This is a genomic window from Plantibacter lichenum (assembly GCF_050587525.1).
Taxonomy (GTDB): Bacteria; Actinomycetota; Actinomycetes; order Actinomycetales; family Microbacteriaceae; genus Plantibacter.
Genome location: NZ_JBOBFT010000001.1, coordinates 471,527 through 483,545, shown reverse-complemented (window position 1 = coordinate 483,545; position 12,019 = coordinate 471,527). Strand labels below are relative to the sequence as shown.

Here is a 12,019-nt window from a genome sequence, read left to right as displayed (position 1 = left end):
TCCGGAACTCTTCCACCGGAAAGCGCTTGGTCGCGCCGGTAAGCGCTTCCTTCGTCACTCCTGTCACACCTTCTCCGGAATTGTGAACAGGCAGGTGGAGGAGGGAGGGGCGGAGAGGACTAGTCGACGATGGCGATCGCGTCGATCTCGACGAGCATCTCCTCACGCGGCAGGCCCGTGAAGACCGTGGTACGCGAAGGCAGCACGCCGGAGGTGACGCGCGCGGAGACGAACTCGCCGTACGCGTCGTTCATGATCGGGAAGTCCTCGCGCTTCGTGAGGTACACGCGCAGCATCATGACGTCGTCGAACGTCGCGCCGCCGGCCTTCAGGATCGCCTCGACGTTCTGCAGCGTGCGCGTGGTCTGCGCCGCGACGTCACCGGGGAAGAGGTACTCGTTGGTCGCCGGGTCGACCGGGCCCTGACCGGAGACCTGCACGAACGAACCCTTGCGCACGCCCTGCGAGAAGGTGTGGGCGGGGGCCGGGGCGTCGGTCGTCGAGATGGCGATACGTTCTGACATGGGGGTCCTTTCGGGACGTTGGGTTGCGATGGATCTGGGTCGTGATGCAGGTGCGGGCCGGACCCTGGGTGAGTCGAAGGGCACTTCGACAGGCTCAGTGTCCGGGTGATGAAGCTCTGGGAGCCGGTTCCTGAGCTTGTCGAAGGGCGACAGGCTCAGTGACCGGGTACGGGCTCAGTGGGCGGAAGTCGGCGATGCGGCACGGGTGGGCGACGCCAGCGGGTTGGGCGACGCGAGCGGGGTGGGCGACGCGACGGGCGCAGGCGAGTACCCGAGGTCGGCGGAGATCGCCGCGGTCGCCTCCAACAGTTGCGGCAGGAGCGCACGTACGCCGCTGTGGGGGAGGACAGCGGTCGGCACGGAGATCGACACGGCTGCAGCGATGCGCCCGTCCGGCCCGAACACGGGAGCGGCGATGCAGTTCATGAAGCTCTCGTGCTCCTCGTGGTCCTCCGCCCATCCGCGTGCTGCGGAGCGATCGATCTCGGCGAGGAGGTCCTCGGCGGTCACGATCGTCTTCTCCGTGTACGCCTCGAAGGTGATGCCGTCGACGATGCGCCGACGCTCGACCGGATCGAGCCCGCCGAGCAGGACCTTGGCCACACCCGTCGCGTAGAGCGATGCGGGGAGCCCGACGCGCGAGTACATGCGCAACGGCTGACGGGACTCGACCTTGTCGATGTAGAAGACGGACCCGCCGTCGTAGGCGGCGAGGTGCACGGTCTGGCCGGTCGTCCCGCCGAGCGCACGGAGGTGTGGTGAGGCGACCCGGCGGACGTCCTGGTCCTCGAGCGCCGTCTGCGTCAGGTCGAACATCGCGCGCCCGAGGTGGTAGCGGAACGAGCCGTCGCGCGTCACGAAGCCGTGCTCCTCGAGCGTGTTGAGCAGACGCAGGACCGTGGTCTTGTGCACGCCGGCGACCGTCGACATGCCGTCGAGCGAGTTGTTGCCCGAGACGATCTCGCCGAGGAGGTCGAGGGCGCGAGAGAGGGACTGGCTCATGCGCCCATTGTCCTCTGCTCCACCGCGATTGTCCCGCGTCCGGCGGCGCCGTCGTTGGATCCCCGGACGCTGCCGTCGGCCTCGCCTGCCCCGCCCGCGGCCCACGGGAACGGTCGGTCCGCGGACACGCGCCATCCCGCCCACTCGTCGTCGGAGGCGGCGATGACGGTCCGCAGCTCGTGGGGGGCCGGGACGTGGTCCGGACGGTCGCCGTGGCAGATGAGGGTGCTGGCGGCGGTCGCATGGCCGATACGAGTTGCCGCCACGTCGTCGAGCCCCGCCGCCACCCCGTAGAGGTAGCCGGCCGCGAACGCATCGCCCGCTCCGACCGTCTCGACGACGTCGACCGTGAGGCACGGCACCTCGTGGGTCGGGCCGTCCCGGTGGACGGTGATCGCGCTCGTCGCATCGTTCTTGAAGACGATGCGGGTGAGTCGCGGGTAGTCGGCGAACAGGCGTGCGGCGTCGGCGTGTCCGAAGAACGCCTCGGATTCGTCGACGCCGAGGAAGAGGAGGTCGGCCTGTCCGATGAGACGGAGGAGGGGATCCGTGGACTGGTCCGTCCAGAGTCGCGGGCGGTAGTTGAGGTCGACGCTCAGGGAACTCTGCGGGGCGAGGTGCGCGCGGAGGTCCCGGACGGCTTCGGCGGTGTCGTCGGAGAGCGCAGGGGTGATGCCGGAGGTGTGGACGATCGCCGAGGCGGCGAAGACGGCGCGTGACTCCGCCCGATCGAAGTACCCGCTGGTGATGACCGACGCCGCGGAGCCGGTCCGGTAGTAGTGCATGCGCGGGCTGCGGGAGCCGTCCGCGTCGGTGACGGTCTCCTTCACGTAGATCCCGGTGGAGCGGGCCGCATCGATCTCGACGGCGTCGACGGCGACTCCGGCCTCTCTGGCGACTTCGAGGATGTACTCGCCGAAGCCGTCATCGCCGAGTCTCGACAACCAGTGTGCGGGGGCGCCGAGGCGTGCCAGGCTGGAGGCGACGTTGAATTCGGCGCCGCCGATGGCCGTGTCGAAGCGGCGCGTCTCGACGAGGGGCCGTTGGCCTTCGGGGAGGAGCACGACCATGGCTTCCCCGATGGTGCTCACGGTGGCGACGTGTGTCGGCTGAGCGGGGGTGGACGGCACTGTACTCACCTGTCGTTCTGCGGCGCGAGTCCGTCGCGCTCCGGTCGCCGGCAGGTTGACGGCTTCCGCCCACGATGCTAGAACATACGTAGCATCAAGCGCAACATGCGTTGCGAATAGCGCAACATGCGTGAATCGGTCCCCGAACCCACGGAGGGGTCCCGTTCACCGAGGGCGACCCGGCCCGAGGACCAGCTCGAGGAGATCATGACCGAAGCATTCGATGCAGCAGCCCTCGGCGTCACCGGCGGATCCCTCAAAGGCTTCCCTCCGGTCGCCTTCGCGCGCGACGCGGCCGAGTTCCTCGCCGAGCAGCCGGCGCTCGCGACCTTCACGACGCCGCTCGTGACCGTCGACCGCGCCGCCGTGACGGACAACGTGGAGACGATGCGGGCCTGGTGCGCGCAGGCGGGCGTCGGCATCGCGCCCCACGGCAAGACGACGATGAACCGCGCGCTCTGGCAGCGGCAGCTCGATGCGGGCGCGTGGGGGATCACGGTCGCGACGCCGTGGCAGCTGAGCATCGCGCTCGACTGGGGCATCCCGCGCATCATGCTCGCGAATGCGCTCGTCCAGCCCGAGTACCTGCGGCTCGTCGGCGCAGCGCTCGACGCAGGTGACGCCGAGATCGTCGTGTGGGCGGACTCCCTCCGTGCGGTCGAGATCACGGCGTCCGTGCTGGAGGCCGGCGCACACCGCCGCCCGCTCCACGTGCTCGTCGAGCTCGGCGCGACCGGCGGACGGACCGGCGCCCGCACCCAGGAAGCGGCTCTCGAGATCGCTCGGGCCGTCGCTGCCCGGCCGTCGCTCGCGCTGGCCGGCGTCAGCGGCTACGAGGGAGCCCTCGCGCACCACGGCGACGACGCATCCCTCCAGATCGTCCGCGAGTACCTCATCGCACTCGGCGACTTCGACGACACCCTCCGTGCCGAGGGACTCTACGACCAGCGCGTCGGAACCGTCATCGTCACAGCCGGCGGCAGCGCGTACTTCGACGTCGTCGCGGAGGTCCTCGCACCCCGCCGCGACCTGGCCGGCGCACGTGGCATCGCAACCGACGTCATCCTCCGCTCCGGCGCGTACATCACCCACGACGACGGCTTCTACCGCGGGATCACGCCGCTCGGCCGCGACGGCAGAGGCGAATTCCGGTCCGCGATCCACGGCTGGGCGACCGTCGTCTCGCGTCCAGAACCGGGGCTCGCCCTCGTCGACGGAGGCAAGCGCGACTTCCCGTTCGACGAAGGACTGCCGGAGGTGCAGGGCTTCCGCCGCTTCGGCAGCGCTGACCTCGAACCCCTCGACGGCGCGACCATCACGGCGATGAACGACCAGCACAGCTTCGTCGCCCTCCCCGCCGACAGCGAGCTCCAGGTGGGCGATGTCGTCCGCCTCGGCCTCTCGCACCCCTGCACGACGTTCGACAAGTGGCGTGCGCTCATCGTGATCGACGACGTCCGCCTGCCGTCGCCGAGCGCGGTCGACGCGCTCACGACCACCTTCGGCTAGCGGGGTCGTGCCCGACCGCCCGCTCCATCCCGGCAACCCGCTCCGTCGACCCGACCCGCTCCATCCCGCCTCGCCCGCTCCACCCCGACCGCCCCGCCAACCGTCCGCCCCATCGCATCGGGCTGGAAACCAGGAGAACACCGTGACCCTCAGCGAACTGTACGAAGACCGCGCGATCGCCGTCGTGCGCGTCCCGCAGATCCCCAGCCCGGTGGAGCTCTGCCGGGCGCTCGCCGAGGGCGGCATCCGCAGCGTCGAGTTCACCTTCACGACGCCCGGCGTCGAAGCGCTCATCCGGGAAGCGGCCGATGCTGCGTCCGAGCACGGCGCGATCATCGGAGCGGGGACCGTGACCGATGCGGACACCGCCCGCCGCGCCATCGACGCAGGCGCCCAGTTCATCGTGACGCCTGGCCTGAGCGCCGCGGTCGCTGATGTCGCTACGGCCGCCGGGATCCCGTTCCTCCTCGGTGCGATGACGCCGAGTGAACTCATGCAGGCACTCGACCTCGGTTCTGAGGCCGTCAAGATCTTCCCCGCCGGCACGATGGGATCCGGGTTCCTGAAGGACCTGCGCGGGCCGTTCCCGAACGTCACACTCGTCCCGTCGGGAGGCCTGCACGCCGGCAACGCCCGTGAGTACATCGATGCCGGCGCCTCCGCCGTGACGGCCGGGTCCAGTGTCGTCGGGGCCGCAGCGGTCGCCGCCGCGGACTGGGACGGCATCCGCGCCGCCGCCGCCGAGTTCACCGCTGCGGCGCTGGGGTCAGAACAGGCCGTCGGGACGGGGCGGTCCGTCGGGACCGGTTCGACAGCACGATGACCACGCACACGGTGCTCATCCGCGACGCCAGCATCATCGACGGCACGGGCGCGCCGAGCACCGTGGGCGACGTGCTCGTGGAGGACGGGCGCATCACCGCGATCGGAGGCCGGATCGACGTGCCGGTGGAGCGTGCCGACGCGCGTGCCGCCGGTGCCGACATCCTCGTGCTCGACGCGGCCGGTCTCGCGATCGCGCCCGGGTTCATCGACATGCACGCCCACTCGGACCTCGCCGTTCTGCGTGATCCCGCCCACATCGCCAAGGTCTCACAGGGGATCACGACCGAGGTCCTCGGGCAGGACGGGCTGTCCTACGCGCCGACGACGGACGAGACGATGGCGGTCCTCCGCCGCCAGATCACCGGATGGAACGGCGCTCCGGACGATGTCGACTTCGCGTGGCGGAGCGTCGGCGAGTACCTCGACCGCATCGACCGCGGGGCCGCGCTCAACGTCGCGTACCTCGTGCCGCAGGGCAGTGTGCGGATGGCGGTCGTCGGCAACGAGGATCGGGCCGCGACGCCGGACGAGATCGAACGGATGCGCGGCCTCGTCGCCGATGGGATGCGAGAGGGCGCGTTCGGCATGTCGTCCGGGCTCACCTACGTGCCCGGGATGTTCGCCGACACGGCCGAGCTCGTCGCGCTGTGCGAGACGGTCGCCGAGTTCGACGGCTTCTACGCGCCGCATCAGCGCTCGTACGGTCGCGGCGCGCTCGAGGCGTACGCGGAGATGGTGGAGGTCAGTCGCCGTTCGGGCGCGGCCCTCCACCTCACGCACGCGACCATGAACTTCGGGGTCAATGCCGGCCGCGCGGCGGAACTCGTGCGGTTGATCGATGACGCGGCCGCCGACGGCATCGACATCACCTTCGACACCTACCCCTACCTCCCCGGCTCCACGACGCTCTCCGCGCTGCTGCCCAGCTGGGCTGCCGCCGACGGGCCCGACGCGACCCTCGAACGCCTCCGCGACCCCGCGATCCAGGCGCTCGTCCGGCACGAACTCGAGGTCACCGGCACCGACGGCTGCCACGGCGTCGTGACCGACTGGGCGACGATCGAGATCTCCGGCGTGCAGACTCCTGCGCTCGCCGGCATCGTGGGTCGGACCATCGCGGACCTCGCCGCTTCCGTGCCTGCTGGCGTCTCTGCATCGGTCGCGTCGTCGTGGCCCATCGACGATCCGACCGGTGTCTTCTTCGCGATCCTCCAGCAGGACCGCCTGGCGACGGGCATCCTGCAGCACGTGGGCGACGAGGCGAACGTGCGGACGATGATGGACCACCCTCGGCACACGGGCGGCAGTGACGGCATCCTCGTCGGCGCGAAGCCGCATCCGCGTTCGTGGGGCACGTTCCCGCGGTTCCTCGGGCACTACGTCCGCGAGGAGGGGGTGCTCGGGCTGGAGGACGCCGTGGCGCACTTCACGTCGCGTCCGGCCGCGCGTCTCGGCCTGGCCGATCGTGGGGTCCTGCGCGTCGGTGCAGTCGCGGACCTCGTGCTGTTCGACCCGTCAACCGTTGCCGATCGTGCGACGTTCGCCGAACCTCGCCAACAGGCGGCCGGTATTCCGTGGGTGTTCGTCGGTGGCGTGCCCGTCATCGCGAACGGCGTCCGTACCGCGGCGACGCCCGGACGCGCCCTCCGGCATCGCCCGGTCGCCTCTTGACCCGTCTGACCCGTCTGACCCGTCTGTCCCGTCTGACCCGTCTGTCCCGTCTGCCCCGTCTGTCCTGTCCTGCCCCGTCTGCCCCGTCTGCCCCGTCTGCCCCGTCTGTCCTGTCCTGCCCGGGCCTGCTCCGCCGGCCAGTACCCGCACTGCGCACCCGCCCCGCTTGCTTTCACAATTCAGGAACTTCTGCACAATTCAGGATGATCTCGGGCGGCGCGCCGTCCATCGATCCTGAATTCTGCAAATCCTCCTGAATTCTGCACGCCCCGTTGTTCGGAATTCCGGAGAAGGTGGGGCTGATGTGACGAAAACGGCCGAAAACCGCCGAAATCGTCACTCCTGTCACACGTTTTCCGGAATTGTGCACACCGGGGCCGGGCGTGCAGCAGCCCGACGGCGACGGGGCTCGATCGCCCCGCGGCGCTAGAAGAGTCGGGACTCGCTGTCGTCGAGGCCGCGCATCGCGTCGTAGTCGAGCGTGACGCATCGGATGCCGCGATCCTTCGCGAGCGTGCGCGCCTGCGGCTTGATCTCCTGCGCTGCGAAGACGCCCTGGACGGGCGCGAGCAGCGGATCGCGGTTCATGAGCTCGAGGTACCGCGTCAGCTGTTCGACGCCGTCGATGTCGCCTCGGCGCTTCAGCTCGACGGCGACCGATGCGCCGTTCTCGTCGGTCGCGAGGATGTCGACGGGCCCGATCGCCGTCATGTACTCACGGCGGATCAGCCGGTAGCCGTCGCCGAGGAGTTCGATCTGCTCGGCGAGGAGCTTCTGCAGGTGCGCTTCGACGCCGTCCTTCTGGAGACCGGGGTCGACGCCGAGTTCGTGCGCGCTGTCGTGGTGCACTTCGTGGATGGAGACGACGAGCGCATCGCCGGTCTTCTTGTGCGTGACCTTCCACAGCTGCGTGATGCCCGCGGCGGCCTGGTCATCGTCCGGCTCGAGCTCGGTGAGGGTGCAGGGCGGGCTCATCCAGTTGAGTGGCTTGTAGGAGCCGCCGTCGGAGTGGACGAGCAGGCTGCCGTCGTTCTTCACCATCAGGAGTCGACGCGCCAGCGGGAGGTGGGCGCTGAGCCGTCCCGCGTAATCGACCGAGCACTCTGCAATCACCAAACGCACGCGTCGAGCCTACCGTCCCGTGCTCGCCGCGCGTTCCGTCCACTGCCGCAGCGCGATCCGTCATCCGTCGTCTTGCGTTCGATGCTTGCGATCCGTCATCCGTTGTTCGGTGCTCGACGCCCGTCGTCCCATCGGTCGATCGTGTCTGCCTTCGCGCACCCCGACCGCCCCCGGACCGACCCGCCCCTCGGCGGTTGCACAATTCAGGAGGAATTGCAGGATTCAGGACGATCGATCGGCGTGTCGGGCTGGATCATCCTGAATTGTGCAGAAGTTCCTGAATTGTGCAATCACCGAGAGCCCGGTCCGGGAAGCAGGCTAGGAGGTGGGGGCGGCGGAACGCCGACGGGACGCCTCACGCGCGGCGGGGGACGCGAGCCCGGCGAGCACGATGAGTCCGAGCACGACGAACAGCGCGTTGAGGATGCCGATGTGGTCGCCGAGCATGCCGATGAGCGGCGGGCCGACGAGGAACGCGCAGTAGCCGATCATCGCGACGGCGCTGACCCGAGCGGCAGCGTTGCGCGAGTCGTCGGCCGCGGCCGACATGCCCACCGGGAACCCGAGCGAGCAGCCGACGCCCCAGAGGACGGCGCCGACGATCATGAGCCAGGTCGGTTCGGCGAGGATGAACATGAGGAGGCCGACGATCGCCGTTCCCGCCGACACCTGCAGCACGATGACGCGCCCGAACCGGTCGATGAGCGGTCCGCCGAGCACGCGACCAGCGGTCATCGCACTCACGAATGCTCCGAACACGAGGGCGCCGACGGCATCGGCCTGGTCGTGACCGTCGACGACGGCGAGCGTCATCCAGTCGTTCGCGCTGCCTTCGGCAAACGCCATCCCGAGCATGATCACGCCGATGAAGATGAGGCGGACGTCCGCCCACACGGCGAGGTTCGCCTTCAGCCGCTGCTTCCAGTCGCTGCGGTGCGAGTGCTCGCGGTCCTCGTCGCCGAGGCCTTCGCGGATCGGGACGAACCGCACGGTGACGATGACCGTTCCGGCGATGAGCGCGGCCATCACGACCGTGTGCCAGAAGACGGGCAGGGCGATCGCCGCGGCGAACGCGCCGATGCCGGCGCCGATGACCGTGCCGAGGCTGAAGCACGCGTGCATGAGCGGCATGACGGTCTTGCCGAGTTCCTTCTCGGCGGCGGCGCCTTCGACGTTCATCATGACGTCGACGCTGCCGTTGCCGAAGCCGAAGAGGATCAGGCCGATGAGGACGACACCTGCGGCGGGGATCACGGAGGACCCGAAGCCGATGAAGAGGAGCCCGACCGCGACGATGCAGAGTGCCGTCGCCATGCCGCGGCGCGGGCCGAGGCGCGCGAGGAGCGGCGGGGATGCGATGAGACCGAGGATGGAACCGATCGACATCCCGAGGATGAGGAGGCCGATCTCGCCGGTGCTGAATCCGAGGCTGTCGCGGATGGCGGGGAGCCGGGACACCCAGGTCGCGATGCTCAGCCCGCTGAGCGTGAACACCACGAAGACGGCGTTGCGCCACGCGATGAGTTCGCGGCGTGGTCGCACGGTGGTCGGGCTGGTGGGAGTCGGCTCTGACACGTGGATCCTGGCGCTCGGGTTCGGGAGGGTGGAGGCGGAATCGAATCGATTCGATTCCGTCGACTAAGCTAGCAGATCGTGGACCCGGAAACACGTGCAGGACGCCCGACGCTGGCCGATGTCGCCGAACGCGCAGGCGTCTCGCCATCGACGGCGTCGCTCGCCTTCAGCGGCTCCGGTCCCGTGTCCGATGCGACGCGCGAGCGGGTGCTCGCCGCCGCCGCCGAGCTGGACTACGCGGGCCCCGATCCCCGGGCGGCCTCGCTGAGGCGCGGGCGCAGCGGCATCGTCGGCGCCGTCGTCGGTGGCCGCATCCGCGACTCGTTCCGTGATCCCGTGATGGTCCAACTGCTCGACGGCCTGGCCGAAGAGCTCGGTGAGGCCGGCGCAGGACTCCTCCTCCTGAACGATGCCGAGGACGGCGTCGCGAAGCTGTCCAACGCACCCATGGACGGCGTCGTCCTCATCGGGTGCAGTCCGGTCCTCGACACGACCGTCCACATCCTCACCCGCCGCGGCATGCCCGTCGTCTCGATCGAGGGGCACGAGGGGCTCGGGGTGCCGGACGTCGGCGTCGACAACCGGGGCGGATCACGCGAGATCGCGCAGCATCTGGCCGACCTCGGCCATCGTGACGTCGCGGTCGTCGCGCTGCACCTGGACGAGTCGCGCATCCGCGGGCCGATCACGGCGGAGGGTGAGGCCACCGCCACGACCGTCCCCACGATCGACCGCCTGGCCGGTGCGCGCGACGTCTACCCGGACGTCCCCGTTTTCGTGACCGCCGGGAGCTCCCTCGAGGAGGGGCGGACGGCCGCCCACGAACTGCTCGACGTCGCCCCGGATCTGCGACCCACGGCGATCATCGCGCAGAGCGACCTGCTCGCCGCTGGCGTGATCCGCGCTGCCGGGGAGCTCGGCATCGCGATCCCGGAGGAGTTGAGCGTCGTCGGGTTCGACGGGATCCGCGTCGACGGCTTGGACGACGACCTCACGACCGTCTGGCAGCCGTCCCGCGAGAAGGGCGCTGCGGCGGGCCGTGCGGTCATCGCGATGCTCGACGGCCGCGATCCCGCTCCAGAGTCCTTCGGCGTGCGATTCCACCGTGGCGCGACGACGGCTCCGCCCGCCCGCTGATCCTGCCCCGGTCTACCTCCCTCGATTGAGCACAATTCCGGAATTCGTGTGACACGAGTGACGAAATCGGCCGAATTCGGCCTCAATCGTCACTCCTGTCACACCTTCTCCGGAATTGTGCACCCAGGGAGGGCGGGGACGACGGACCACGCCCACCCGAGACTTCCGCGGACGCCCGGCCTAAGCTGGTCGAACCGTCGCAAGGAGGATCAATGCCGTCCCAGTCCGTCTCAGCCGCCGCATCCGCGATCGCTACCGATGTCGAAGCGCTGTACCGAGATCTGCACGCCAATCCGGAGTTGTCGTTCGAGGAGCATCGGACCGCCGGCATCGTCGCGGACCGCATCGGCGCCCTCGGCTACACGGTCACCACCGGGATCGGTCGCACGGGTGTCGTCGGCGTCCTCGAGAACGGTGAGGGGCCGACGGTCCTGCTGCGCGCCGACATGGACGGCCTGCCCGTCGTCGAGGACACGGGGCTCGACTACGCGAGTGTCGTTCGCGGCATCGATCCGGACGGCAACGACGTCGGGGTGATGCACGCGTGCGGACACGACGTCCACGTGACCTGTCTGATCGGCGCGGCTCGACTGCTCGTGGAGCGCGCCGACACCTGGTCCGGAACCCTCGTCGTGCTCTTCCAGCCGGCCGAGGAGCACGGCGGCGGGGCGCAGGAGATGGTCGATGACGGTCTCTACGGCCGTATCCCGAAGCCGGACATCGTGCTCGGCCAGCATGTCGGGCCGCTCCCGGCCGGTGTCATCGGGACCCACTCGGGTCCGTCGTTCGCGGCGGCAGACGCCCTTGAGATCACCCTGCACGGCAAGGGCGGGCACGGTTCGCGTCCGCAGTCGACGATCGATCCGATCGTGATGGCGGCCGCGACCGTCATGCGCTTGCAGACGATCGTGTCGCGAGAGGTCGCCGGGACGGACACCGCCGTCGTGAGCGTCGGCACGCTGCACGCGGGCACGAAGAGCAACATCATCGCGGACACCGCCGTCCTCGGTCTCAGCATCCGCAGCTACGAGACGCATGTGCGTGATCGCGTCATGGGGTCGGTCGAGCGGATCGTGCGTGCTGAGGCTGAGGCGTCGGGGGCGGAGCGGGAACCGGAGATCGTGTCGGTCGAGTCGTATCCCGTGCTCGTGAACGATCCGGAGGCGACCGCGAGTGTGACCGCGGCGTTCGTCACCGAGTTCGGTACGCAGCGCATCGTCGATCCCGGTCTCGTGACGGGCAGTGAGGACGTCGGGAACCTGTCGACCGCGGCCGGCGCGCCGCTCGTCTACTGGATCCTCGGTGGCGCCGATCCCGTCGTCTTCGAGCGTGCGTTCGCGTCCGGTCGGATGGAGCAGGACATCCCGGGCAACCACTCCTCGAAGTTCGCGCCGCTCATCCGCCCGACGCTCGACACGGGCATCGCCGCGCTCGCCGTCGCCGCCCTGGAGCACCTCACCCCAGCCGCCCTCGCAGCTTCCTGACTCCACCACTCTTCTGCCGAGGGGGCGCAACGTGTGGGTC

General features: G+C 69.7%; 10 protein-coding genes. 5 read left to right on the top strand and 5 right to left on the bottom strand.

Features of this window, described 5'->3' with window-relative positions; translation table 11 throughout:
• Positions 1 to 119: 119 nt before the first annotated feature.
• From ACQ3HB_RS02085 to ACQ3HB_RS02075, 3 genes are all read right to left on the bottom strand, one after another.
• A complete protein-coding gene (locus ACQ3HB_RS02085; RefSeq protein WP_430917276.1) occupies positions 120 to 524 on the bottom strand; it encodes a RidA family protein in 405 nt (134 codons plus the stop codon).
• A 174-nt stretch (positions 525 to 698) separates the two neighbouring features.
• On the bottom strand, positions 699 to 1,526 hold the full coding sequence (locus ACQ3HB_RS02080; protein ID WP_430917275.1) for an IclR family transcriptional regulator: 828 nt from the start codon (positions 1,524 to 1,526) through the stop codon (positions 699 to 701).
• Positions 1,523 to 2,617, bottom strand: a complete 1,095-nt coding sequence (locus tag ACQ3HB_RS02075; RefSeq protein ID WP_430917274.1) for a sugar kinase — start codon at positions 2,615 to 2,617, stop codon at positions 1,523 to 1,525. The genes ACQ3HB_RS02080 and ACQ3HB_RS02075 overlap by 4 nt, the downstream gene beginning before the upstream one ends.
• A 246-nt stretch (positions 2,618 to 2,863) precedes the next feature.
• Here ACQ3HB_RS02075 and ACQ3HB_RS02070 point away from each other — a divergent pair, with 246 nt between their 5' ends.
• The 3 genes from ACQ3HB_RS02070 to ACQ3HB_RS02060 all read left to right on the top strand — a co-directional run bounded on the left by ACQ3HB_RS02070 (position 2,864) and on the right by ACQ3HB_RS02060 (position 6,661).
• A complete protein-coding gene (locus ACQ3HB_RS02070) occupies positions 2,864 to 4,165 on the top strand; it encodes an alanine racemase (protein ID WP_430917273.1) in 1,302 nt (433 codons plus the stop codon).
• Between the two features lie 142 nt (positions 4,166 to 4,307).
• A complete protein-coding gene (locus ACQ3HB_RS02065; RefSeq protein WP_430917272.1) occupies positions 4,308 to 4,988 on the top strand; it encodes a bifunctional 4-hydroxy-2-oxoglutarate aldolase/2-dehydro-3-deoxy-phosphogluconate aldolase in 681 nt (226 codons plus the stop codon).
• Entirely contained in the window at positions 4,985 to 6,661 is a 1,677-nt protein-coding gene (locus tag ACQ3HB_RS02060; RefSeq protein WP_430917271.1) for an N-acyl-D-amino-acid deacylase family protein, read from the top strand. Before ACQ3HB_RS02065 ends, ACQ3HB_RS02060 begins: the two co-directional genes overlap by 4 nt.
• Positions 6,662 to 7,087: 426 nt before the next feature.
• Here ACQ3HB_RS02060 and nucS read toward each other — a convergent pair whose 3' ends face one another.
• The gene (gene nucS, locus ACQ3HB_RS02055; protein WP_430917269.1) at positions 7,088 to 7,783 is read right to left on the bottom strand and encodes an endonuclease NucS; all 696 of its coding nucleotides are present in this window, start codon (positions 7,781 to 7,783) and stop codon (positions 7,088 to 7,090) included.
• A gap of 318 nt (positions 7,784 to 8,101) precedes the next feature.
• Complete coding sequence (locus tag ACQ3HB_RS02050; RefSeq protein ID WP_430917268.1) at positions 8,102 to 9,358, bottom strand: MFS transporter; 1,257 nt, start codon at positions 9,356 to 9,358, stop codon at positions 8,102 to 8,104.
• 75 nt (positions 9,359 to 9,433) lie between these two features.
• Between ACQ3HB_RS02050 and ACQ3HB_RS02045 the strand changes: the two genes are divergently transcribed.
• Both ACQ3HB_RS02045 and ACQ3HB_RS02040 read left to right on the top strand, forming a co-directional pair.
• The gene (locus ACQ3HB_RS02045) at positions 9,434 to 10,495 is read left to right on the top strand and encodes a LacI family DNA-binding transcriptional regulator (protein WP_430917752.1); all 1,062 of its coding nucleotides are present in this window, start codon (positions 9,434 to 9,436) and stop codon (positions 10,493 to 10,495) included.
• A gap of 212 nt (positions 10,496 to 10,707) precedes the next feature.
• Positions 10,708 to 11,979: an amidohydrolase gene (locus ACQ3HB_RS02040; RefSeq protein WP_430917266.1), complete on the top strand. Its 1,272-nt coding sequence runs from the start codon at positions 10,708 to 10,710 to the stop codon at positions 11,977 to 11,979.
• Positions 11,980 to 12,019: the final 40 nt, after the last annotated feature.